The following is a 23,958-nucleotide window of genomic DNA, read 5'->3' as shown; positions in this document are numbered from 1 at the left end:
GACCGCTAGCGTGCCCCGCATGACGACAGCCACCCCTGACGCCCAGAGCTCCGGAGCCCACCCCCGATTCGCAGAAGCCCTCCGGGAACTGGGTCTCGGTGACGTGATCCCGCAGGTCCGCCGCTTCCCCGACGCGACCCGTACCGCTGCCGAGGCCGCCGCCGCGGTCGGGTGCGAGCTCAGCCAGATCTGCAAGTCGCTGATCTTCGCGGCGGACGGGGTGCCCGTGCTGGTGCTGATGGACGGCTCCTCCCGCGTCGACGTGGAGCTGGTCCGCAGGGAACTCGGCGCCGGGAAGGTGACGCGGGCCAAGGCCGACGTCGTACGGGAGACCACCGGGTACGCCATCGGCGGCGTGCCCCCCTTCGGGCACCGTACGCGCACGCGCGTGCTCGCCGACCGGTCGCTGCTGGAGCACGACGTGGTGTGGGCGGCCGCGGGCAATCCGCACGCCGTGTTCCCCATGGCGCCCAAGGACCTCGTCACTCACGCCGAAGCCACCGTCGTGGACGTGCGTGAGCGGACTTCGTGACACCGCTGGTCACCGCGGCCGTGCTGCTCGCCGCGGTCACCCACGCCGGCTGGAACGCCATCGCGCACCGCATCACCGACAAGCTCGTCGGGTTCACCCTGATCTCCGGCGGCGGGCTGCTGATCGGGCTGGCCGCGGTGCCGTTCGTGCCGTTCCCGGCGGCCGGGGCCTGGCCGTACCTGCTGTGCTCGGCCGCGATTCACATGGCGTACTACGCGCTGCTGATGAAGTCCTTCCGGCTGGGCGACTTCGGGCAGGCGTATCCCCTCGCCCGCGGCAGCGCCCCCCTGGTCGTCACCGTGCTGGCCGCCGTGTTCGCGCACGAGGTGCCCGACGGCTGGGCCGCCGCCGGGATCGCCCTGTCCTGCGCCGGGCTGACCGGCGTCGCCCTGTGGGGCCTGCGCGGACACCGGCCCGACTGGGCGGCGATCGGGGCGGCGCTGGCGACCGGCCTGACCATCGCCGTGTACACGGTCGTCGACGGGCTCGGCGTACGCGCCTCCGGCTCGTCGTTCGGGTACATCGCCTGGTTGATTGCCGTCCAGGGCACGGTGATCCCCCTCTACGCCCTGTACCGCTGGGGGCGGGAGACGGGCGCCCGGCTGCGGCCGCACGCCCGGCTCGGCCTGCTCGGCGCCGCGCTGTCCGTCGCCGCGTACGCCCTCGTCCTGTGGGCCCAGACCCGGGCGCCGCTCGCCCCCGTCGCGGCCCTGCGGGAGTCGTCGATCATCGTGGGCGCCGCCATCGGCGCGCTGTTCTTCAAGGAGCGGTTCGGTGCGCCGCGCATCGCGGCGGCCGGGCTGCTGGTGGTCGGCATCGGGCTGATGCTGCGCGCCGGATGAAGGGCGTGTCGCCGTCGTACAGGCGGGTGCAGGGCGGCGGTGGGAGGGGCACCCTGGAACTAGGAATTCCGGAGGTGAACGTCATGATGCACACCGCAGTGGGATGGCATGTGGAGCTGGAGTTCATGGAGGACGACCAGCACACCCGCGCGGTCGCGATGGTCCGGCTGCCCGACGGGACCGAGATACGGGCCAACGGGCACGCCAGCCGCCACCACACCGACGCAAATCAGCCACGGGTCGGAGAGGAGATCGCCGGCGCTCGGGCACTGAACGAACTCGCCATGCAGATGCTGACCAAGGCGCACCGCGAGATCGACGACGCGTCGGGGCGGACCTCGCACCCGATCCACGCCTGATCAGGCGGCCAACGACCGCCGTACCGCCCGTATCAGCGCCTGGGCCCTCGGGTCCGCCGTCACCGTCCTGCGAAAGCCGTTGGTGACGTAACCGAAGGCGACGCCCGACTCCGGGTCGGCGAAGCCGAGGGAGCCGCCGCGGCCGGGGTGGCCGAAGGAGCCCGGGGCCAGGAAGGGGGAGGCGCTGCCGTGCAGCATGTAGCCGAGTCCGAAGCGGGTGCCGACGACCAGCACCCGGTCCGGGCCCGCCGACTCCTCGGCGCGGGCGCGTTCGACGGTGGCCCCGTCGAGGAGGCGGACGCCGTCGACGGGGCCGATGAGTGACGCGTAGAAGCGGGCCAGTCCGTCCGCCGTCGCGACCCCGTTGGCGGCGGGCAGGGCCGCCGCGCGGAACGCCGGGTCGTTCTGGTCCGGGAAGGGGGTGATCGCGGCGAAGGCGCGGCGGGTGAGGGAGGACGGGTCGGCGTGGGCGTCGGTGACCGAGCGCTTGGGACGGGCGCGCAGCGTCCCGGCCGGCTCGGGCCCCTCGATCCGGCCGACCGTGCCGACGCGGTGGGCCTGCGCCTGGGGCAGCCCCACCCACAGGTCCAGGCCCAGCGGACCGGCGATCTCCGCCGCGATCCACTCGCCGGAGCCCCGGCCGGTGAGGCGCCGCACCAGTTCGTCGAGCAGCCAGCCGTAGGTCAGCGCGTGATAGCCGTGGTCCGTGCCCGGCTCCCACACGGGGGCCTGGGCGGCGACCGCCTCGGCGGCCAGGAGCGGATCGGCCGCCTCCGATGGGGTGAGCGGCCGGTCGAGGACCGGGAGTCCGGCGCGGTGGTTCAGTATGTGCCGGACCAGCAGCCGCTCCTTGCCATGCGCCTTGAACTCCGGCCAGTACTGGCCGACCGGCGCGTCCAGGTCCAGCTCGCCGCGCTGGTGCAGCAGCAGGAGTACGGCGGCGGCGACGCCCTTGGTCGCCGAGCGCACGACCTGCGCGGTGTCCCGCCGCCACGGTTCGGTGCCGTCGATGTCCTTCACCCCGGCCCACAGGTCGACGACCCTGCGCCCGTCCCGGTACACGGCGACGGCCGCGCCCCGTTCCCCGAGCGCCTCGAAGTTCCGGGCGAACGCCTCCCGGACCGGCTCGAAGCCTCCGGCCACTGTGCCGTGCACGTCGACGTCCACGTTCCTGTCGGTCCTTCCCACTCGCCTTGCGCCGTTCACCTGTGACAGCCGTTCACCTGTGACATGCGGTGCAACAGTGCCCGTACGCCTGCGATTCCTGGGCGCGGCCGGTCACGCGCGATCGTTATGAACGGCCGGGTGCGGCCGGTACCGAGCGGGGATCGAAGCCGTACGGCAGTTCCAGGCGGTGGGCGCGCATCAGTGCGTCGTCGGCGAGGAGGTCCCGCGTGGATCCGTCCGCCGCGATCACGCCGTCGCTGAGGACCAGCGAGCGCGGGCACAGCTCCAGGGCGTACGGCAGGTCGTGGGTGACCATCAGCACGGTGACGTCCAGGGAGCGCAGGATGTCGGCGAGTTCGCGGCGGGAGGCGGGGTCCAGGTTGGAGGACGGCTCGTCCAGGACCAGGATCTCCGGCTCCATCGCGAGCACGGTCGCCACGGCCACCCGGCGCCGCTGGCCGAAGGAGAGATGGTGCGGCGGCCGGTCCTTGAACTCCGCCATGCCGACCCGGCCCAGCGCCCGGTCCACCCGCTCCTCCAGTTCGGGCCCCTTGAGCCCGGCCGCCGCCGGCCCGAACGCCACGTCCTCGCGCACCGTCGGCATGAAGAGCTGGTCGTCCGGGTCCTGGAAGACGATGCCGACCCGGCGCCGGACCTCGGCCATGTGCCGCCTGCCGACCTCGAGGCCGGCCACCGTCACCGTGCCGGTGCCGCCGCTCAGGATGCCGTTGAGGTGGAGGACGAGGGTGGTCTTGCCGGCACCGTTCGGGCCGAGCAGCGCGACCCTCTCGCCGCGCGCGATGGAGAAGTCCACGCCGAACAGGGCCTGGTGGCCGTCGGGGTAGGCGAAGGCGAGGCCGGAGACCTGCAGGGACGGTGTCACAGGAAACGCCCACTTCCCAGCTTGCGGGTGGTTATTGTTGTCAACGGCCGGTGCATGCGAGAGCCAAGCTTGCACCACCTCTGTGTCACTGCTGTCAACCGGGCTGGTTTCAACCCGGCTGGTGTCGATCGTGTCAGTCTCGGTTGCCCGCTGGGCAGCCGTGCAGCGTGAGCCAGGAATCCCCCTTATGACCCAAGGGGGAGGATTCAAAGGGTCCATCCCAGCAAGCACACGACGAGAGCCGCGCCCGGGAGCAGTAAAGCGTACGACCACTGCGCCCGGGACGCGGTCACCTCGTCGATCACCGGCATGGAACCGGCGTAGCCGCGGCTCACCATGGCCAGGTGCACCCGCTCGCCGCGTTCGTAGGAGCGGATGAACAGCGCGCCCGCGGACTTGGCGAGCACGCCCCAGTGCCGTATCCCGCGTGCCTCGAAGCCGCGGGACTCACGGGCGATCCGCATCCGGCGCATCTCGTCGGTGATGACGTCGCCGTAGCGGACCATGAAGGAGGCGATCTGCACCAGCAGCGGCGGGAGCCTCAGCCGCTGGAGACCCAGGAGCAGTTCGCGCAGCTCGGTGGTGGCGGCGAGGAGGACCGAGGCGGCGACGCCCAGGGTGCCCTTGGCCAGGACGTTCCAGGCGCCCCACAGTCCACCGGCGCTCAGCGACAGCCCGAGGACATCGACGCGCTCGCCCTCCGCCACGAACGGCAGCAGCACGGCGAAGGCGACGAACGGGACCTCGATCAGCAGCCGTTTGAGCAGGAACCCGGCCGGCACCCGGGCGGCGTACGCGACAAGGGCGAGCAGCGCGGCGTACACCGCGAACGCCCATATCGCCTCGCGCGGGGTGGACACCACGACGACCACGAAGGCGAGGACCGCGGCGAGTTTGGTGTGCGGCGGCAGGGCGTGCACGGGGGAGTGACCGTGCCGGTAGAGCTTGTGCGCGTGACCCGCTCCCACGTCAGACGCTCGTGCCGGTGGGGGCGGCGGCCTCGGCCTCCTCGCCGGTGCGCCGCCTGCGGACCGCCCAGAACACGCCGCTGCCCGCGACGACCGTCACGCCGACGCCGATCACGCCCGCGAGGCCGCCGGAGAGGCGGGCGTCGTCGACGTCCTCGACGCCGTAGTCGGCCAGCGGGGAGCCGTCGAGTGCGTGCTCCTCCGCCTTCTTGTCGATGCCGTGGTCGGTGGCGACCTTCTCCAGGCCGTCGGGGTTCGCGGAGGCGTAGAAGCTGACGAACCCGGCGAGGAGCAGCGAGGTGACCAGCCCGGTGATCCAGACGGTGCGCCGGGAGCGGGCGGCGACGGGTTCCGCGGTGGGGGTGTCGGGGGCGTCGACCAGTTCGCCGTTCACCCGCAGCTTCAGCTTCTGCCGCAGCCCGCGTGCCCCGTGCACCAGGTCCGGGCGCACGGCGACGACGGCGCCGACGGTCAGCGCGGTGATCACGGCCTCGCCGATGCCGATGAGGAGGTGCACGCCCACCATGGCGGTGGCGACCTTGCCGAGCGAGACATCGGTGGTGCCGCCGACGGCGTAGAGCAGCGTGAAGACGATCGCGGAGGCCGGGACGGAGATCAGCGCGGCGGCGAAGGACGCGGCGGTCACCGAGCGGCGGGTACGCGGCAGCAGCTTCACCAGGCCGCGGAAGAGCGCGTACGCGACGATCGTCGTGGTGATCGCCATGGTGGTGATGTTCACGCCGAGCGCGGTCAGCCCGCCGTCGGCGAAGAGGACGGCCTGCATCAGCAGGACGACCGAGACACACAGGACACCGGTGTAGGGGCCGACGAGGATCGCGGCGAGGGCGCCGCCGAGCAGATGGCCGCTGGTTCCCGCCGCGACGGGGAAGTTCAGCATCTGCACGGCGAAGATGAACGCCGCGACCAGTCCGGCCAGCGGCGCGGTGCGCTCTCCCGCACTTCCGGCCGCGCTCGAGCCGGAGGTGCCCCCCAACTCGCGTCGCGCGCCGCGCAGGCTCACGGCGATCGCGCCGGCGGCGATGACTCCGGCCGCGGCGGACACAGGGGCGTTGATGAATCCGTCAGGTGCGTGCACGGACTCGATGATGCGGCCTATTGCAAACACTTCGCAAGAGCGAGTGCTTCGTCTTGCTCTCCGCACCCCTCATATGTGAGATTCGCCGCTCGGAAGCGCGGATTCCGGAATCGGTGCACCATGGAACGCGGGGTGGGTATACGGCCTACACGGCTTGGACGGCTTACATGCCTTAGATGCCGATGGATCGCAGCGTAAGGGGCCCACCGATGTCCGTAGTCGAGCAGTACGCGCGAGCCCACATCGTCACCGACGTCCTGGAGGACGACCGCGGCGCCGTACCCGTGGTGCTGCGCTACGACCCCGAAGCGGATCCCCGCCGCGTCCACATGGCGCTTCCGGGCGCCCCGCCCCACGAATGGGCCGTCGCCCGGGAACTGCTGGAGCAGGGTCTACTCGCCCCGGCGGGCAGGGACGAGATACGGGTGTGGCCGTGCGGCCGCGTCCAGGCCGTCATCGAGTTCCACACCGCTGAGGGCGTGTCGGTGGTGGAGTTCGAGACGAAGGACCTGACGCGGTTCCTGCGGCAGACGTACGCGGCCACCGCGGAACCCGTCCCGCACTGAGCCCTGCGCCCGGCTAGCCGCCGGCCTTCAGCAGCGCCGCCACCATCGGCCCGGCCGTCGAGCCGCCGTGCCCGGCCGCCTGCACCACACCGGCGGCCGCCAGATCGCCGCGGTACGCGGTGAACCAGCCGTTTGGCTTCTTCTGCCCGTCCACCTCGGCCGACCCGGTCTTCGCGCCCCGGTCACCGCTCACCCCGGCCATCGCCTCCGCCGCCGTGCCGGAGGAGGCGGTGTACGACATCAGCTCCCGCAGCTGCGCCAGCGTGTCGGCGGACAGCGTGCGCGAGGCCTTCGCCAGCGACCGCCCGTCGACCTCCGGCGAGACCAGGTACGGCTGGTGGAAGACGCCCGCCTTGACCGTCGCCGACACCGACGCCATGTTCAGCGGGTTCATCCGCACCCCGCCCTGTCCGATCAGGGAGGCGCCCATCGGCGCCGCCGACTGCACCGGCACCGCCCCGTCGAAGGTCGGCACGCCGACCTGCCAGTTGTTCATCCCGAGCCCGAACACCTGCTGGGCCTGCTTGGTCAGATCGTCGTTCTTCAGCTCGGGCGCCTGGCTGATGAAGGCCGTGTTGCAGGACCGGGCGAAGCTCGCCTTGAACGTGCCGTCCTTGATCTCGAACTTGTTGTCGTTCTGGAACTTCCAGCCGCCGTAGCTGAAGTACTTCGGGCACGGGTGCTTCTCGTCCATCGAGGCGAGCCCCTTCTCGATCAGCATCGAGGCGGTGATCACCTTCATCGTGGAGCCGGGGGCCAGCGAACCCTGGAACGCGGTGTTGAAGTTGCGCGAGGAGTTCGCCACAGCGAGGATCTCGCCCGTCGACGGGCGCAGCACCACCACCGACGCCCGCTTCTTCGCCGCGACCTGCTTCTCGGCGGCGGCCTGGAGCGACGGGCTCAGCGTGGTCTGCACCGTGCCGGGCGTGCCCTCGCTCAGCTCCAGGAGGGTCTTGTCGGACAGCTTCGCCTTCTTCGACTCCTTGCCGCGCACGATCCGCAACTCGACGCCGGCCTCGCCGCCCGCCTTCTCGCCGTACTTCTCCCGCAGCCCGTCCAGCACCGACCCGAGGGACGGGTACTTCTCGGCGGTCAGCTCACCGCCGTCCCGGTCGAGCGCCTCGACCGGCGGGGTGCCCGCCTCGCCGGTGACCAGCTTGTCGCCCTCCTTGAGGTCCGGATGCACGACGGACGGCTGCCAGTCGATCCGCGGCGCGCCGTCCCCGGCCCGCCGCACCACGGTCAGCGCACTGTCGTACGCCAGCGGCTTGCCGGCCTCCTCGTACGACACCGTGCCCTTGACGGAGAAGGGGACCTCCCCGCCGGCGGGGGCGGCCGGAGTGAGGGTGAGGTTCTTGATGCGGGCGTCCTTGGCGTACGCCTTCAGCAGGGCGGCCGCGGCCTTCGGGTCGTCGGTGGCGGCGGCGGCCTCGTCCACCTTGCCCGCACCCCAGGCGGTGAGGAAACGCTCGGCCGCGGTGGTGACCTCCTCCGCGGACAGCGGACCGGTCTTCACGGCCTCCGCCCGGGTGGAGGCGGATCCGCTGCCGTCCTCCGCGGCGGCGCCGCCCCCGTACAGCGCGTAGGCGCCGAACCCGGCACCGCCCACGACCACGGCGATCACTCCGCCCAGCACGACGGGCCTGGTCTTCCGCCGCTCACCGGCGCGCGCTCTGTTCCCCACTCTGTCCGTTCCTCCGCTGCCTGCCGGGCTCCCCGTTACCCGTGTGGCTCTCGTGGCGCTCATGGCCTCATGGCGCCGGATGTGCGACCGCGACGGCCACCACCCTAGAGTCCCGCCCGGAACGTGGCGCGATCAGCCTCCGGCTCGTAGCACGGCTGCGACAATCGGACCGGCCGCGTCGCCGCCGTGCCCGCCCTGCTGGGCCATGGCCGCCGCCGCGATGTCGTTGCGGAAGCCGGTGAACCAGCTGTCCGACGCGGCATTGCCGTCGACCTCGGCCGACCCGGTCTTCGCGCCGATGTCACCGCCGAGGCCCGCCATGGCCTGCCGTGCCGTTCCCTGCGTGGCGGTCAGCCGCATCATCTGCCTCAGCTGCGCCGCGGTGCCCGACGGCAGCCCCTTGGCCTGCGCCAGCTGCCGCCCGTCGAGGTCCGGGGAGACCAGATACGGCTGGCGGAAGGTGCCGGTGATGGCGGTGGCCGTTACGGAGGCCACGTTCAGCGGGTTCATCTGCACCTGCCCCTGGCCGATGGCGTTCGCCGCCTGGTCCTGGCCGTCGACGGCGGGCACACTGCCGTCGAAGGAGACGATGCCGGTCTTCCAGTCGTCCCGGCCGAGCCCGAACCGCTCCTGCGCCTCCCGGGTGAGGGACTGCGTGGTCAGCGGCGGCTCGTCGACGAGCTTGACGAAGGCGGTGTTGCAGGAACGCAGGAAGCTGTTGGCGAGCGTCGCGCCCTCGTTCGGCGTCATACCGGTGATGTTCTTGAAGGTCTGGCTCCGCCACACGGCGCTGGCCGGACAGGGCGCCGGACCGTTCATCGAGGTCACGCCGTTGTCTATCAGCATCGCGGCCGTGATGATCTTCATGGTGGAGCCGGGGGCGACCTTGCCCTGGAAGGCCGCGTTGAACCCGTCCGCGCGGTGGTTGGCCACCGCCAGCACCTCACCGGTGCTCGGCTTCACGGCCACCACCGAGGACTCGGCGAACCCCTTCACCGCCTTCTCCGCCGCCGCCTGCACTCCGGCGCTGAGCGTGGTCCGCAGCGTGCCCGGCTCGCCCTCGGCGAGGGTCAGCAGCGAGGTGTCGGCGGCGGCCTCGCCCGAGGCGTCCTCCGCGTGCCGGACCACCAGCTCGACACCCGGGGTGCCGCCCGCCTTCGCGCCGTACTTCTGGCGCAGGGTGTCCAGGATCGGCCCCAGGGAGGGGTACTTCTCCTTCGTCAGCACCGTGCCGTCACGGTCCACGGCCTCGATGGGCGGCTGCGCGGACTCCTCGGTGACCAGGGTGTCGCCGTCCTTCAGGTCCGGGTGCACGACGGACGGCTCCCAGTCGACCAGGGCCCGCCCGGTGGTCTTCCCGCGGACGACGGTCAGCTCGCTCTCGTAGCTGAGCGTCTTCGACTTCCCTTCATAACTGACGGTCGCCTGCACGGTGAACGGGACGGTGGTGCCGGTGGCCGTCCCGGGCGTGATCCCGACCTCGCCGATATGCGCCTCCTCGCCGTACCCGGACAGCAGCGCGCCGGCCTCCTGCGCGTTGTTCGTGTACGACGCCGCCCGGTCCGCCGCGCCCTTCTCCCAGGCGGCGAAGAACGCCTCGGCCGTCTTCCTGACCTCGTCCCGGTCCGGCGGCCCGGCCTTCTTCGTCTCCGACGCGCCGCCCCCGCCGCCCCCGCTCACGGCCGACACGATGTTGTAGGCCCCGTACCCGGCCCCACCCACCATCACCGCGAACACACCGCCGATGACGGCGACCTTGACCCCCTTGCCCATCGGGCCATCCCCTCCCCCGTCGAACCCCACGCCTTCTGAACGCGTTCAGAAAGCCCGACCCGGAGCACCCTATGCGGTGCGGGTGCCAACCGGGACGTCCGTTTCCGTTTGTTGTCCGAAGAGAGACCGCCCCCGATGCGCGGTTACTGGCCCCGACCGGTGTCCTCGACACACCGCTGCGCCGACGCGCCGAAGGACGACCCGTCCGGCTAGACCCACGTGTCCAGCCACATCCGCGACCGCCAGTCGTCGATGGGGATGGGGGTGCCGGTGAACAGGGGCCAGAAGTAGATGAAGTTCCAGGCGATCAGGAGGGTGAGGACGCCTGCTGCTGCGGCGCCGGCCACCCGGCGGGTGTCGGTGGAGCGGGGTGGGCCGACCAGTGCGCCCAGGAGCATGGCGACGGCCAGGCAGAGGAAGGGGACGAAGACGACGGCGTAGAAGAAGAAGATCGTGCGTTCCTGGTAGAGGAACCACGGGAGGTAGCCGGCCGCGATGCCGCAGGCGATGGCGCCCGCGCGCCAGTCGCGGCGGAAGAACCAGCGCCACAGGACGTAGAGCAGGGCGAAGCAGCCCACCCACCACAGCAGGGGCGTGCCGATCGCCAGGACCTCCTGGGCGCACTTCTCGCCCGCGTCGGCCGGGCAGCCGTTCACGCCGGGGGCCGGGGACTCGTAGAAGTACGACACCGGGCGGCCGGTGACGATCCAGCTCCAGGGGTTGGACTCGTAGGTGTGTGGCGAGGACAGGCCGACGTGGAAGTCGTAGACCTGGTGCTCGTAGTGCCACAGGCTGCGCCACCAGTCCGGGAACAGCCAGGACCAGTCGCTGCTGCGGCCGTCCTTGACCGCCCAGTCGCGGTAGTAGCCGCCGGTGCCGTCGGACGGGGAGAGGATCCAGCCGATCCAGGAGGCGAAGTAGGTGACCACCGCCACCGGCACGGTCGACAGGAACGCCCAGCCCAGGTCCCGCTTCAGCACCGCGGTCCGGGGCCGCCGGGCGCCCGCGACCCTGCGCGCGCCGACGTCCCACAGCACCGCCATCACACAGAACGCGGCCATGATGTACAGCGCGTTCCACTTGGTGCCGATCGCCAGGCCCAGCATCAGGCCCGCCGCCAGCCGCCACGGCCGGAAGCCGATCCGGGTGGTCTCGGCGACGTATGCGTCCGGCCGGGCGCGGCCCTCGGCGTCCACGGGCAGCGCGGCGGCCAGTTTCTCCCGCGCCCGGTCCCGGTCGACCAGCAGACAGCCGAACGCCGCCAGCACGAAGAACATCAGCACGCCGTCGAGCAGCGCGGTCCGGCTCATCACGAAGTGCAGCCCGTCCACCGCCATCAGCGCGCCCGCGAGACAGCCCAGGAACGTGGACCGGAACAGCCGCCGCCCGATCCGGCACAGCATCAGGACCGACAGCGTGCCCAGCAGCGCCGTCATGAACCGCCAGCCGAACGGGTCGAAGCCGAAGATCAGCTCGCCCAGCCCGATGACGTACTTGCCGACCGGCGGATGCACCACATACGCGGCGTCCGTGGGGATCGGGACGTTGCCGCCCGAGTCCAGGATCAGCCGGTTGGCCTCCTTGTCCCAGTTGACCTCGAACCCGCGGTGGACCAGCGCCCACGCGTCCTTGGCGTAGTACGTCTCGTCGAATATCACCTTCTTGGGGCTGCCCAGGTTCCAGAACCGCAGCACCCCGGCCAGCAGCGTGACCAGCAGCGGACCGCCCCACGCCGACCAGCGCGTGATGCGCTGCGCGAGCTGCGGCGGCACGCCCAGCGTCGCCCACAGCCGGCCCGACGGCTCGGTGTACGGCGGCACCAGGCGGTCACGCACATCGCCTCGGGGGCCCGACGCCCGGTAGCCGAAACGGCGCAGCCGCTGCTGCCACGTCTGCTGCTGCTCGAGCGGCGACTGCTCCTGCCGGATGTCCGTGGAGGACGCGGTACTGGTCACCGCGCCATCGTAGGGAACCGCGCTGTGAGAGTCCCGCGCATGGCCGGTATGCCCCGCCTCTGTCCGTTACTGGGAGGATGGGGCCGTGACCGGAACCCTCGTACTCGCAGGCACCCCCATCGGCGACATCTCCGACGCCCCGCCCCGGCTCGCCGAGGAACTCGCCGGCGCCGACATCGTCGCCGCCGAGGACACGCGCCGGCTGCGTCGGCTGACCCAGGCGCTCGGCGTCACGCCCAAGGGACGGGTCGTGTCGTACTTCGAGGGCAACGAGTCCGCCCGTACGCCCGAACTGGTCGAGGAGCTGGCGGGCGGCGCGCGGGTGCTGCTGGTCACCGACGCCGGGATGCCGTCCGTGTCCGACCCCGGGTACCGGCTGGTCGCCGCGGCCGTCGAGCGGGACGTCAAGGTCACCGCGGTGCCCGGACCCTCTGCCGTGCTCACCGCGCTCGCCCTGTCCGGGCTGCCCGTGGACCGCTTCTGCTTCGAGGGGTTCCTGCCCCGCAAGGCCGGGGAACGGCGGGGACGGCTGCGCGAGGTCGCCGGGGAGCGGCGCACCCTCGTCTATTTCGAGGCCCCGCACCGGCTCGGCGACACCCTCGCCGCTATGGCAGACGTCTTCGGGGCGGAGCGCCGGGCCGCCGTCTGCCGCGAGCTCACCAAGACCTACGAGGAGGTCCGGCGCGGCCCGCTGGCCGAGCTGGCCGCGTGGGCGGCGGAGGGCGTGCGCGGGGAGATCACCGTGGTGGTCGAGGGCGCGCCGGAGCAGGGCCCGGAGGAGGTCGACGCCGCGGAGCTGGTGCGCAGGGTGCGGGTGCGGGAGGAGGCCGGGGAGCGGCGCAAGGAGGCGATCGCCGCGGTGGCGGTGGAGGCGGGGCTGCCGAAACGGCAGGTTTTCGACGCCGTCGTTGCCGCCAAGACGGCTGGTGGTTCCGGTTCCGGTTCCGCTGAGCGCCGTTAGGGGTGCGGTGCGTCCCGGCATCACGGTGGGGGAGGGCCGGTCGCGTCCCTGGGGGCGTGAAGTCCGGCGTTGGCAAAGGGGTTGGGGCACTTTGGCAATCCACGGCCAAATCGGCGCCAATTGTCGGTAACCCGCCGTGCACTCTCGGTCGCCGGGGAGTCCACTGGACGGTGAGGACGGATGCGGGTCCGTTCCGTCAGTGGAGCGACAGGAGCCGGCATGACGGAGATCTCTGAGCTCGGCGGGTTGCGTGCGGGGGCCACCGCCGTGGTCGACGAGGCGTACTCGTTCGCCTGTATGCGCTGCGGGTACGGCTGGGAACAGACGTACGAGATAGAGCACCACACCGACGCCGACGGCCACGAGTTCGTGCTGTACGTGGCGGACGGCCGGATCGTCCCCTCCCCGCTCAACCGGCCCACATGCGGCAGCTGCGACGGTCACCTCGTGCGGATCCTGCGCCCGGGCCGGGTCGCCTCCGCCCGTGACGCCGCACACCGCGACCGCCGGGTACCGGCCGCCGGGCCCGTCGAGGCGCCCTGGGAGCCCGAGCGGCCCGCGCCGCTTCCGTAGGATCGGGGGCATGCCTGCCAACGCCCCCGACAAGAACGCCGCGCCGCCGCTCCCGGAGCCCCTGCGGGTGCCGGTCGCGGACTCCCACACCCACCTCGACATGCAGTCCGGCACGGTCGAGGAGGCCCTCGCCAAGGCCGCGTCGGTGGGCGTGACGACCGTGGTGCAGGTCGGCTGCGACCTCAAGGGGTCCCGGTGGGCCGCGGACACCGCGGCGGCGTACGACGCGGTCCACGCGACGGTCGCCCTGCACCCCAACGAGGCCCCGCGGATCGTCCACGGCGACCCTGGGGGCACCTCCCAGCCCCCTGGGGCTGGGGGAGGGTGGTCCCGGCAAGGCGCCCGCGAGCCGGGCGGGGACGCCGCGCTGGACGAGGCCCTCGCCGAGATCGACCGGCTGGCCGCGCTGCCCCAGGTCAAGGGCGTCGGTGAGACGGGCCTGGACTACTTCCGCACCGGGCCCGAGGGCAAGGAGGCGCAGGAGCGGTCCTTCCGCGCCCACATAGAGATCGCCAAGCGGCACGGCAAGACCCTCGTGATCCACGACCGCGACGCCCACGCCGACGTCCTGCGCGTGCTCAAGGAGGAGGGCGCGCCCGAGCGCACCGTCTTCCACTGCTACTCGGGGGACGCCGCGATGGCGGAGATCTGCGCGAGCGCCGGGTACTACATGTCGTTCGCCGGCAACGTCACCTTCAAGAACGCGCAGAACCTGCGGGACGCGCTCGCCGTCGCCCCGCTGGAACTGGTCCTCGTGGAGACCGACGCGCCGTTCCTGGCCCCGGTGCCCCACCGCGGCCGCCCCAACGCCCCCTACCTGGTGCCGGTCACGGTGCGTGCCATGGCGGCCGTACGGGGCATCGACGAGGACACCCTGGCCACGGCCCTCGGGGCGAACACGGCCCGGGCCTTCGGATACTGACGGGCGGGTGTACGTTCCGTAGTCGTGTCGCTTGGGAGAGTGATCGACGCTCGGCTAGGTTCTGGGAGCCCGATCGGGACCCCGCGGCCACCCTGGAGCGTGTCGGCGTGAGCACCCCCCTGCGGTTCGAGACGTACGAGAAGACGTGCCCGGCCCATGACGTCTGCGGTGATCTGCACGAGGCGGAGACCGTCCCCGCCCTTCCCCGCCGCACCCCCGGCCCCGCACCGGCCCGGCGGTCCGCGCACCGGCGCCGGGGACGGTACGCCGAGCGGGCGGACGGCATGCGCCGACTGCTGCCGCAGGCGCTCGTCGTGGCGTTCCTCGCCGGCGGCACCAGCGCCTTCGTCGCCAAGGACAAGGCCGTCGAGCTGAACGTCGACGGCCGGACCCGCACCCTGCACACCTTCGCCGACGACGTCACCGGACTGCTCGCCGAAGAGGGCGTGCCGACGGGGGCCCACGACGCGATCACGCCCGCACCCGGCACGGCGCTCCGCGACGGCGTCGCGATCGAGGTACGCCACGCCCGCCCGGTGCTGCTGACCCTCGACGGCCGGCGGCACGAGGTGTGGACGACGGCGCACACCGTGGAGGCCTTGCTCAGGGAACGGGGCGTGCGCGTGCAAGGCGCGTACGTGTCGACCCCCCTCTCCCGGCGCATCCCGCGCGAGGGGCTCGCTCTGGACGTCCGTACCGAGCGCTCGGTGACGGTCCTGGCGGACGGACGGGCCCGCACCGTCCGCACCGACGCGGCGACCGTGCGCGAGGCCGTGGCGCAGGCCGGGGTGACCCTGCGCGGCCGGGACACCACCTCCGTCGCCCCCGGCAGCTTCCCCCGCGACGGCCAGACCGTCACCGTGCTGCGGATCACCGACGACACCGTCGTACGGGACGAAGTGATCCCCTTCTCCGAAGTACGCGTCGAGGACCCCGCGCTGGCCCGGGGCACGAAGGTCGTCGACCGGCCGGGGCGGCCGGGGCTGCGCCGCCTCACCTCCGCGCAGCGGACGATCAACGGGGTCCGGCAGAGGCCGCGGCCGCTGCGGTCCGAGGTGGTGCGTGAGCCGCGCCCGCAGCAGGTACGGGTCGGGACCGGGATCCCGCCGGCGTCGGTACCGGCGGCAGCGGACGGGCTGAACTGGAGCGGGCTGGCCCAGTGCGAGTCCGGCGGACGGCCCGACGCGGTGGACCCCTCGGGCACATACGGCGGGCTGTACCAGTTCGACACCCCGACCTGGCGGATCCTCGGCGGCGGCGGACGGCCCCAGGACGCGCCGGCGGCGGAGCAGACGTACCGCGCGAAGAAGCTCTACGTCCGCAGCGGCGCCGGCGCCTGGCCGCACTGCGGGAGCAGACTGCGGGGGTGACCGGGTGACCTGGGCGGCCGGTCCCGCCCCGTACCCTTGTCCCGTGACCAGCCCCACCCCCGACGCCCTCCTGGGCCCCGCCGACATCCGTGAACTGGCGGCCGCCCTCGGCGTACGGCCCACCAAACAGCGCGGCCAGAACTTCGTCATCGACGCCAACACGGTGCGCCGTATCGTCCGTACCGCGCAGGTACGCCCCGACGACGTGGTCGTCGAGGTCGGCCCGGGACTGGGCTCGCTCACCCTGGCGCTGCTGGAGGCCGCCGACCGGGTCACCGCCGTCGAGATCGACGACGTCCTCGCCGCCGCGCTGCCCGCGACCGTCGCCGCCCGGATGCCCGAAAAAGCCGACCGGTTCGCGTTGGTCCACTCCGACGCGATGCACGTCACCGAGCTGCCGGGCCCCGCACCGACCGCGCTCGTCGCGAACCTCCCCTACAACGTGGCCGTCCCGGTGCTGCTGCACATGCTCGAAACCTTTCCGAGCATCGAACGCACCCTCGTCATGGTCCAGTCCGAGGTCGCCGACCGGCTGGCCGCCGCACCCGGCTCGAAGGTGTACGGCGTGCCCTCGGTCAAGGCCAACTGGTACGCGGAGGTCAAACGGGCGGGTGCCATCGGGCGGAACGTCTTCTGGCCCGCCCCGAACGTCGACAGCGGGCTGGTCTCGCTGGTCCGCCGCGCGGAGCCGCTGAAGACCGGCGCGACGCGGCGCGAGGTGTTCGCCGTCGTGGACGCCGCCTTCGCCCAGCGCCGCAAGACGCTGCGGGCCGCGCTCGCCGGATGGGCGGGCTCGGCGGCCGCGGCGGAGGCGGCGCTGGTCGCCGCCGGGGTGTCGCCCCAGGCGCGCGGCGAGTCGCTGACCGTCGAGGAGTTCGCGCGCATCGCCGAGCAGGCCGAGCACGTCGTGAAGAAGGAGCCGGGCCAGCAGTGAGCGTCACCGTCCGCGTCCCCGCCAAGGTCAACGTCCAGCTCGCGGTCGGCGCGGCCCGCCCCGACGGCTTCCACGACCTGGCCAACGTATTTCTGGCGGTGGGCCTGTACGACGAGGTCACCGTCACCCCGTCCGACGAGCTGCGGGTGACCTGCACCGGCCCCGACGCCGACCAGGTCCCGCTCGACCGCACCAACCTCGCCGCCCGCGCCGCCCTCGCGCTCGCCGAGCGGTACGGCCGTAGCGCCGGCGTCCACCTCCACATCGCCAAGGACATCCCCGTCGCCGGCGGCATGGCGGGCGGCAGCGCGGACGGCGCGGGGGCCCTGCTGGCCTGCGACGCGCTGTGGGGGACGGGTGCCTCGCGCGAGGAGCTCCTTGACATCTGCGCCGAGCTCGGCAGCGATGTGCCGTTCAGCCTGGTGGGAGGGGCGGCGCTGGGCACCGGGCGGGGCGAGCGGCTGACGGAACTGGAGGTGGGGGGCGGCTTCCACTGGGTGTTCGCGATGGCCGCGCGGGGACTGTCGACCCCGGCGGTGTTCCGGGAGTTCGACCGGCTGGCGGAGGGGCGGGAGATTCCCGAGCCCGTGGCCTCGCGGGAACTGCTCGACGCCCTGGCCAAGGGAGACGTCGACGCGCTCGCCGCCACCGTCTCCAACGACCTCCAGCCCGCGGCGCTGTCGCTGTTCCCGGAGCTGTCGGACACGCTCGCGGCGGGACGGGCGGCGGGGGCCCGGGCCTCGCTGGTGTCGGGGTCGGGGCCGACGACGGCGTTCCTGGCCCGGGACGCGGAGGCGGCGGAGAGGATCGCGGGTGCGCTGCGGGCCTCGGGCACCTGCCGCACGGTGCGTACGGCGGCGGGGCCGGTGCCGGGGGCGACGGTGGTGTGAGACCTTGGTTCAGAGCTCGTCGATGGCCGTCAGATCGATGTCGATGGCGTAGGGCTTTTCGACCTTGATCCGGTCACGGTGCATACCCATGTGTACGTAGGACTGAGTCACGGGATCGAGTTCGTAGACGTGGATGACGGGCCTTCCGGTGGATCCGTTCTCCTCGACGCGCCAGAAGTTCGGAATTCCGGCCTTGGCGTATTTCTGCGGTTTGGTCGTGCGGTCGCGGGACTCCGAGTCGGGGGAGACGACCTCGATGGCGAGGCGGACGTCCACGGCCTGATAGCTCGTCTGTCCCGGACCGGTGATCGCATCCGCTTGGAGCACGCTCACATCGGGCTCGGGTCCGTTGCGCTTGTCAAGGACGACGGTCATCTCCCGGCTGACTTTGAATTCGCCAGGCAGACTGCTGCGCAGGCCGTTGACCAGCAAGTCGATCACGTTGCCGTGGAAACGGCGCTGCGGACTCACGAAAACCAGACTCCCGTCGATCAACTCGGTGTGCGGCGGGAGATCGGGCAGCGTGAACAGGTCATCCACGGTGTAGCCGTCCAGCGGCGGCACCGGCCACTGGACACGGTGCTCTACGGACTCGGCGGTCATGGTTCCTCCCATGGACGGGATCCTGCTGCCTGCCCTCCACGGTAGCCGTCCGTTTCCGATCACGTCATCACAACGAGTGACTGTCTCCTCGCGTCCCGGGTCCGTTCCGCGAGGGCCTACGCTGGAAAGCTGATCGATCCACCGGGCAGGAGAGAAATGGCCGTCAACCTGGTCAATGTCGAGAACGTCAGCAAGGTGTACGGCACGCGGGCGTTGCTCGACGGGGTTTCCCTCGGCGTCTCCGAAGGGGACCGGATCGGTGTCGTGGGGCGCAACGGCGACGGCAAGACCACCCTGATCCGGATGCTGGCCAAGCTCGAGGACGCCGACACCGGTCGGGTGACGCACTCCGGCGGGCTGCGGCTCGGGGTGCTCACCCAGCACGACTCGCTCGACCCCGCGGCCACCGTCCGGCACGAGGTCATCGGGGACATGGCCGACCACGAGTGGGCCGGAAACGCGAAGGTCAGGGACGTCCTGACCGGACTGTTCGGCGGGTTGGACCTGCCCGGGTTCCCCAAGGGCCTCGACACGGTCATCGGGCCGCTGTCCGGCGGGGAGCGGCGGCGCATCGCCCTCGCCAAGCTGCTCATCGAGGAGCAGGACCTGATCGTCCTGGACGAGCCCACCAACCACCTCGACGTCGAGGGCATCGCCTGGCTCGCCCAGCATCTGCGGGCCCGCCGGTCCGCGCTCGTCTGCGTCACCCACGACCGGTGGTTCCTCGACCAGGTCTGCACCCGCATGTGGGACGTGCAGCGCGGGGACGTCTACGAGTACGAGGGCGGCTACTCCGACTACGTCTTCGCCCGCGCGGAGCGTGAGCGCATCGCCGCCACCGAGGAGGTCAAGCGGCAGAACCTGGTCCGCAAGGAGCTGGCCTGGCTGCGGCGCGGGGCGCCCGCGCGGACGTCCAAGCCGCGGTTCCGCGTGGAGGCCGCCAACGAGCTCATCAAGGACGTTCCCCCGCCGCGCGACAGCGGCGAGCTGATGAAGTTCGCCTCCTCACGGCTCGGCAAGACGGTGTTCGACCTGGAGGACGTCACGATCCAGGCCGGGCCCAAGGTGCTGCTCAAGCACGTCACCTGGCATCTCGGCCCCGGGGACCGCATCGGCCTGGTCGGCGTCAACGGCGCGGGCAAGACGTCGCTGCTGCGGGCACTGGCGGACGCGGCCCGCAGCGAGGGCGAGGTGCAGCCCGCGGCGGGTGGCATCCGGGTGGGGAAGACGGTCAAGCTGGCCTATCTGTCCCAGGAGGTCGCCGAGCTGGATCCCAACTGGCGGGTGCTCCAGGCCGTGCAGCAGGTGCGCGAACGCGTCGACCTCGGCAAGGGACGCGAGATGACCGCCGGTCAGCTGTGCGAGACCTTCGGCTTCAACAAGGAGAAGCAGTGGACGCCGGTCGGGGACCTCTCCGGCGGTGAGCGGCGGCGGCTGCAGCTGTTGCGGCTGCTGATGGACGAGCCCAACGTCCTCTTCCTCGACGAGCCCACCAACGACCTCGACATCGAGACCCTCACCCAGCTCGAGGACGTCCTCGACGGCTGTCCCGGCTCGATGATCGTCATCTCCCACGACCGGTTCTTCGTCGAGCGCACCACCGACCGGGTGTTCGCCCTCCTCGGCGACGGCACCCTGCGCATGCTGCCGCGCGGCATCGACGAGTACCTGGAGCGCCGCAAGCGGATGGAGGAGGCCGCCGCCGCGGCCGCCGTCCCCGCGGCGGCGCCCCGGAGCGCGGCGCCCGAGAAGAGCGCCGCCGACCAGCGCGCCGCCAAGAAGGAACTGCAGCGGATCGAGCGTCAGCTGGACAGGATCTCCGAGAAGGAGACCGCACTCCATGCCGCCATCGCCGAGCACGCCACCGACTTCGCGAAGGTGGCCGAACTGGACGCCGAACTGCGGGAGCTGTCCGGCCAGCGGGAGGAACTGGAAATGCGCTGGCTGGAACTGGCGGAGGACGCCTGAGCGGACGGCGCCTGAGCTGAGGGTGCCTCAACCGCCCGGCGTCGTGGGAGGGCGCGCGGTGGTGTGAAGGGGGCGTGAAGGCGCGTAACGAGGGCATCACGGGCCGGTCCTCCCTTGGGAACAGGGGCGGATACGGCCCGGTGGTGTGTCGGTGCCGGGTGATAGAAAGAGCCCGTCTAAGCAACGTCTGAATACGACTCTGGGTTCACCGCATACCTCAGGGCGTGGCTAAAAATCAGTGAGCAAGGGGGAACGCGCTGATGGCTCAGCCGCCCAATCAGCCGCCGCACGGCGGCTTCGGAGCACCGCAGGATCCGCCGCCGGGTGGCGGCTTCGGGGCGCCGCAGACTCCGCCGCCGCCCCCGCAGGGGCCGCCGGCCGGTGCGCCACAGCCCGGGTACGGCTACCCGCAGCAGCCGGGGCCCTACACCTCCGGTCCGTACGCCTCCGGTCCCTACGGGCAGCAGCCCGGGTACGGATACCCGCAGCCGCAGTTCCCCGGAGCGCCCGGCGCCCCGCCCGGCGGTTCCGGCTCCCGCAACCCCTTCAAGGGCAAGCCCGCCCTCGTCGTCGGCGCCGCCGTGGCCGCGCTGCTGGTGATCGGCGGCACCGTGTGGGCCGTCACCGGTGACGACGGCAAGAAGGACAAGAAGCCCGTCGCCAAGCAGACCGACGACGCCAAGCCGGACAGTTCCGGCGGCGCCCCGGTCAACCCGGGCGACGGCAGCGGCGACGGCGGCGACGACCCGGAGAACCTCAACGAGGGCCGCCAGGCCGGCGAGTCCAAGGTCCTCTGGTACAAGGAGGCGCCCGACGCCCCCGGCTCCGGCGCCGACGCACCCGGTATGTGGATCACCGACAGGACCGCGGTGAAGGCCGCCTACAAGGAGCTCTCCGCCTACAACATCGGGGACGGCAAGCCCACCTGGGAGACCATCACCTTCCCTCAGGAGATCTGCTCCGTCACCACGGAGAAGACGGCCGACGACAAGGTCGTCATCGCCTACAAGAGCGGCAAGAGCGACCGGGCCACGTGCAACCAGCTCCAGCTCGTCGACCTCAACACCGGCGAGAAGGGCTGGACGGCCGAGGTCGCCGAGGGCGATCTGTTCGACTCCGCGCTCTCCATCGAGATGTCCCTCACCGGCAACACGCTGATGGTGGGCCGCTCGCAGTCCGGCACGGCGTACGACGTGCGCACGGGCAAGGAGATGTTCGAAGCCAAGAAGTACAGCGACGCGTGCTTCCCCTCCGCCTTCGCGGGCGGTGAACGGCTGATCCAGGTCGCGTCCTGCGGCGCCGGCGGCGACAACGCGCACGACGAGGTCCAAGAGCTCGACCCGAAGACCGGCAAGGCCAAGTGGACCTACGCGTATGAGAAGGGCTGGCGGGTCGAGCGGACCTTCTCCGTCGACCCGCTGGTCGTCTACGCGACCAAGGAGGAGGACGGCGACAAGAAGTCCTGGAACATCGCCGCCTTCACCGCCGCGGGCAAGCTGCGCTCGCAGGTCGCCGTCGACGAGGACTTCGACCCCGGCTGCGGCTGGGCCATCCTCGCGCGCGACCTCCAGGGCTGCCAGGGCGTCACCGTCGAGGGCGACACCCTCTACCTGCCCACCAAGGCGACCACCGGTGCCAACGAGATCGTCGCGATCAGCCTCGACAACGGCAAGGAGCGGTGGCGTGAATCCTCCCCCGTGGAGGAGTCGATGGTGCCGATGAAGGTCGAGAACGGCAAGCTCGTCGCCTACGTCGAGGCCTCCTACGACTCGGGCGGCCAGGTCGTCGCCCTTCCCCTCACGGGCAGCAGCCACAAGCCGGCCAAGCTGATGCAGAACCCGCAGGGCGTCGCGGACATCGAGAGCAGCTTCTTCAGCAAGGCGATCGACTGGGTCGACGGACGCTTCTACCTCTCGACCACCCGGCTGACCGGAAATGACGAGTCGAAGGAGAAGTTGATGCTCGCCTACGGCAAGTGATGTACGTGAGCGGTGCTGTCCTTCTCGTCACTTTCCTGCCGCCCGTCGGCCCCTTCCCCTCTCCCTTTCCCGAGGTACTTACGTCATGACCCAGCCGCCTCCGCCGCCCAACCAGCCGCCGCAGCAGCCGGGGTTCGGGCCGCCGCAGGATCCTTCGCGGCAGCCGTCCGCTCCCGCGGCTCCTGAATCAGGGCCCGCGTCAGGGCCCCAGCCCGGGTATGGCTACCCGCAGGCGCCGTCGGCTCCGCCTGCTCCTCCGGCCGCCCCGCAGGGGCCCGGGTACGGGTATCCGCAGCAGCCGCCGGCCGGCGGGTACGGGTATCCCGGGCAGCAGCCGCCCGGGCCGTACGGTCAGCCGCCGCAGCCGGGGCCGTACGGGCAGCCCGGGTACGGATACCCGCAGCCGCCGACCATGCCGATGCAGCCGCAGCCGGGTGGCGGCGGGCGGAAGATCAACGCGCAGATGGCCATCATCGTGGCCGCGGTCGTCGCCATCGCCCTGATCGTCGGCGGCGGCGTCTGGTACGCGTCGTCCGGCAAGGACGACGACAAGAAGACCACCGCGACCGGCGGCGGCGAGGAAGGGAAGAACGGCGAGGGCGGGTCCGGTGGCTCCTCCTCCGGCGGGGAAGCCAAGGAGAAGGCTCCCGCCGACACCGCCTCCAAGGTGCTCTTCCAGGTGCCCGCGCCGAAGCTGCCCACGGGCGTCTCGTCCATCGACACCTCCGGTTCCTGGCTGACCGACACGGTGTACGCCAAGAGCGGCGTCGCCGAGATCGTCGGTTACGACCGCGCCAAGGGCACCGAGAAGTGGACCATCGACCTGCCCGGCCCGGTGTGCTCCGCGACCCGTCATGTCACCGATGACAACAAGACGGCGATCGTCCACAAGCCGAAGATGCCGACCAAGGGCGATCCGCAGTCCTGCACCCAGGTCGCGATCGTCGACCTGGAGGCGGGCAAGACGCTGTGGTCCAAGTCCGGCAAGTCCGGCACCACGCCGATCAGCTTCAACAACGTCACCCTCAGCGGGAACACCGTCGCCGCGGGCAGCACCAGCGGCGGAACCGCCTGGGAGATCTCCTCCGGCAAGCAGCTCTGGGCGCCCAAGACGTCCGACGCCTGCTACGACTCCGGGTACGGCGGCGGCGCCAAACTGGTCGCGGTCCGCAAGTGCGGTACGTACGAGCAGCGTCAGCTGCACATCCAGACCATCGACCCGAAGACCGGGAACGTCATCACCGAGTACAAGATGGACGAGGGCATCGAGTACGCCGCCGTCGTGTCCACCGATCCGCTGGTCGTGGCCGCCGACGTCGGCGACAGCGCCGGTGACGGCAGCGGCATCTCGGACTTCTTCTCCATCGACAACAAGACCGGCAAGCTGCGCCAGCGCATCTCGGCTCCGGGCGACGACTACGCGGCCGAGTGCGACGCCATCTACAAGATGGAGGAGTGCAGCGGGCTGGCGGTCGGCAACGACCGGCTGTACATCGCGACGGAGGAGCACGAGACCGGCGGGGACTCCTACGGCCGGACCAACGAGATCGTGGCCTTCGACCTCGCGACCGGCAAGCAGACCGGTCAGCGGGCCGACGCGGGCGAGGACTACGAGATCACTCCGCTGCGGATGGACGGCGGCAACGTGATCGCGTACAAGCGTCCGCCCTACGACAAGGGCGGGCAGATCGTCAGCATCGACGGGGGGACCTTCAAGGAGACGGTGCTCCTCGAGAACCCGGCGACGCAGAGCGTGCGGGACGTGGAGGGGCGGATGCTGCCGTCGACCGCGGAGATCCTGTACTCGCAGGGGGGTCTATACATGTCGAAGGTGTACGCGAGTGACTTCTCCACGGGTGACAAGGAGTATCTGGTGATCGCGTTCGGCACGGGCTGATCGCGGCGCGGTTTTTGGCTGTATTGCGCACGGCCC

The 23,958-nt window shown here is 71.6% G+C and carries 21 protein-coding genes; 13 read left to right on the top strand and 8 right to left on the bottom strand.

Going from position 1 to position 23,958, the window contains the following annotated elements:
- Positions 1–19: 19 nt before the first annotated feature.
- The 3 genes from AB0L56_RS23165 (at position 20) to AB0L56_RS23155 (ending at position 1,733) form a co-directional block, all read left to right on the top strand.
- Positions 20–532 (top strand): YbaK/EbsC family protein, encoded by a 513-nt coding sequence (locus AB0L56_RS23165; protein WP_361027590.1) that lies wholly within the window; start codon positions 20–22, stop codon positions 530–532.
- Positions 529–1,374 (top strand): EamA family transporter, encoded by an 846-nt coding sequence (locus AB0L56_RS23160; RefSeq protein WP_365425874.1) that lies wholly within the window; start codon positions 529–531, stop codon positions 1,372–1,374. Before AB0L56_RS23165 ends, AB0L56_RS23160 begins: the two co-directional genes overlap by 4 nt.
- Before the next feature lie 83 nt (positions 1,375–1,457).
- The gene (locus tag AB0L56_RS23155; protein ID WP_361027584.1) at positions 1,458–1,733 is read left to right on the top strand and encodes a DUF1876 domain-containing protein; all 276 of its coding nucleotides are present in this window, start codon (positions 1,458–1,460) and stop codon (positions 1,731–1,733) included.
- Here AB0L56_RS23155 and AB0L56_RS23150 read toward each other — a convergent pair whose 3' ends face one another.
- The 4 genes from AB0L56_RS23150 to AB0L56_RS23135 form a co-directional block, all read right to left on the bottom strand.
- On the bottom strand, positions 1,734–2,900 hold the full coding sequence (locus AB0L56_RS23150) for a serine hydrolase domain-containing protein (RefSeq protein ID WP_365425872.1): 1,167 nt from the start codon (positions 2,898–2,900) through the stop codon (positions 1,734–1,736).
- Between the two features lie 124 nt (positions 2,901–3,024).
- Positions 3,025–3,783 carry an ABC transporter ATP-binding protein gene (locus AB0L56_RS23145; protein ID WP_365425870.1) on the bottom strand — a complete coding sequence of 253 codons (759 nt, stop codon included), beginning with the start codon at positions 3,781–3,783 and terminating at the stop codon, positions 3,025–3,027.
- Between the two features lie 206 nt (positions 3,784–3,989).
- Positions 3,990–4,751, bottom strand: a complete 762-nt coding sequence (gene cbiQ, locus AB0L56_RS23140; RefSeq protein ID WP_365425868.1) for a cobalt ECF transporter T component CbiQ — start codon at positions 4,749–4,751, stop codon at positions 3,990–3,992.
- A 1-nt stretch (position 4,752) separates the two neighbouring features.
- Positions 4,753–5,847 (bottom strand): energy-coupling factor ABC transporter permease, encoded by a 1,095-nt coding sequence (locus AB0L56_RS23135; protein WP_365425866.1) that lies wholly within the window; start codon positions 5,845–5,847, stop codon positions 4,753–4,755.
- Positions 5,848–6,056: 209 nt separating this feature from the next.
- On the opposite strand from AB0L56_RS23135, the gene AB0L56_RS23130 reads away from it, so the two are divergent.
- Positions 6,057–6,413: an SsgA family sporulation/cell division regulator gene (locus AB0L56_RS23130; RefSeq protein ID WP_361027569.1), complete on the top strand. Its 357-nt coding sequence runs from the start codon at positions 6,057–6,059 to the stop codon at positions 6,411–6,413.
- Between the two features lie 13 nt (positions 6,414–6,426).
- Here AB0L56_RS23130 and AB0L56_RS23125 read toward each other — a convergent pair whose 3' ends face one another.
- The 3 genes from AB0L56_RS23125 to AB0L56_RS23115 form a co-directional block, all read right to left on the bottom strand.
- Positions 6,427–8,097 (bottom strand): penicillin-binding transpeptidase domain-containing protein, encoded by a 1,671-nt coding sequence (locus tag AB0L56_RS23125; protein ID WP_365425863.1) that lies wholly within the window; start codon positions 8,095–8,097, stop codon positions 6,427–6,429.
- A 132-nt stretch (positions 8,098–8,229) separates the two neighbouring features.
- Positions 8,230–9,870: a penicillin-binding transpeptidase domain-containing protein gene (locus tag AB0L56_RS23120; RefSeq protein WP_365425861.1), complete on the bottom strand. Its 1,641-nt coding sequence runs from the start codon at positions 9,868–9,870 to the stop codon at positions 8,230–8,232.
- 209 nt (positions 9,871–10,079) lie between these two features.
- Positions 10,080–11,825, bottom strand: coding sequence for a phospholipid carrier-dependent glycosyltransferase (locus AB0L56_RS23115; protein ID WP_365425859.1), 1,746 nt, complete (start codon positions 11,823–11,825; stop codon positions 10,080–10,082).
- 85 nt (positions 11,826–11,910) lie between these two features.
- Between AB0L56_RS23115 and rsmI the strand changes: the two genes are divergently transcribed.
- The 6 genes from rsmI to AB0L56_RS23085 all read left to right on the top strand — a co-directional run bounded on the left by rsmI (position 11,911) and on the right by AB0L56_RS23085 (position 17,475).
- Complete coding sequence (gene rsmI / locus AB0L56_RS23110; protein WP_361027557.1) at positions 11,911–12,786, top strand: 16S rRNA (cytidine(1402)-2'-O)-methyltransferase; 876 nt, start codon at positions 11,911–11,913, stop codon at positions 12,784–12,786.
- Positions 12,787–13,005: 219 nt separating this feature from the next.
- Positions 13,006–13,359 carry a hypothetical protein gene (locus tag AB0L56_RS23105; RefSeq protein WP_365425857.1) on the top strand — a complete coding sequence of 118 codons (354 nt, stop codon included), beginning with the start codon at positions 13,006–13,008 and terminating at the stop codon, positions 13,357–13,359.
- A gap of 10 nt (positions 13,360–13,369) precedes the next feature.
- On the top strand, positions 13,370–14,281 hold the full coding sequence (locus tag AB0L56_RS23100) for a TatD family hydrolase (protein WP_365425855.1): 912 nt from the start codon (positions 13,370–13,372) through the stop codon (positions 14,279–14,281).
- Positions 14,282–14,388: 107 nt separating this feature from the next.
- Positions 14,389–15,651, top strand: coding sequence for a ubiquitin-like domain-containing protein (locus AB0L56_RS23095; protein WP_365425853.1), 1,263 nt, complete (start codon positions 14,389–14,391; stop codon positions 15,649–15,651).
- 43 nt (positions 15,652–15,694) lie between these two features.
- Entirely contained in the window at positions 15,695–16,585 is an 891-nt protein-coding gene (rsmA, locus tag AB0L56_RS23090) for a 16S rRNA (adenine(1518)-N(6)/adenine(1519)-N(6))-dimethyltransferase RsmA (protein WP_361027545.1), read from the top strand.
- A complete protein-coding gene (locus AB0L56_RS23085; protein WP_361027542.1) occupies positions 16,582–17,475 on the top strand; it encodes a 4-(cytidine 5'-diphospho)-2-C-methyl-D-erythritol kinase in 894 nt (297 codons plus the stop codon). The genes rsmA and AB0L56_RS23085 overlap by 4 nt, the downstream gene beginning before the upstream one ends.
- Before the next feature lie 9 nt (positions 17,476–17,484).
- Here the strand turns inward: AB0L56_RS23085 and AB0L56_RS23080 are convergent, their stop codons facing one another.
- Entirely contained in the window at positions 17,485–18,078 is a 594-nt protein-coding gene (locus AB0L56_RS23080; RefSeq protein WP_361027539.1) for a Uma2 family endonuclease, read from the bottom strand.
- 156 nt (positions 18,079–18,234) lie between these two features.
- Between AB0L56_RS23080 and AB0L56_RS23075 the strand changes: the two genes are divergently transcribed.
- From AB0L56_RS23075 to AB0L56_RS23065, 3 genes are all read left to right on the top strand, one after another.
- Positions 18,235–20,046, top strand: a complete 1,812-nt coding sequence (locus AB0L56_RS23075) for an ABC-F family ATP-binding cassette domain-containing protein (RefSeq protein WP_365425850.1) — start codon at positions 18,235–18,237, stop codon at positions 20,044–20,046.
- A gap of 260 nt (positions 20,047–20,306) precedes the next feature.
- Positions 20,307–22,025 (top strand): PQQ-binding-like beta-propeller repeat protein, encoded by a 1,719-nt coding sequence (locus AB0L56_RS23070; protein ID WP_365425848.1) that lies wholly within the window; start codon positions 20,307–20,309, stop codon positions 22,023–22,025.
- An 85-nt stretch (positions 22,026–22,110) separates the two neighbouring features.
- On the top strand, positions 22,111–23,922 hold the full coding sequence (locus AB0L56_RS23065) for a PQQ-binding-like beta-propeller repeat protein (RefSeq protein ID WP_365425846.1): 1,812 nt from the start codon (positions 22,111–22,113) through the stop codon (positions 23,920–23,922).
- The last annotated feature ends 36 nt before the right edge of the window (positions 23,923–23,958 follow it).

Origin of the sequence: Streptomyces sp. NPDC052079 (assembly GCF_040680275.1) — a bacterium.
In the GTDB taxonomy this organism is placed as follows: domain Bacteria; phylum Actinomycetota; class Actinomycetes; order Streptomycetales; family Streptomycetaceae; genus Streptomyces.
Note: the sequence above shows the minus strand (reverse complement) of the source record. Positions and strands in the feature narration are given on the sequence as shown.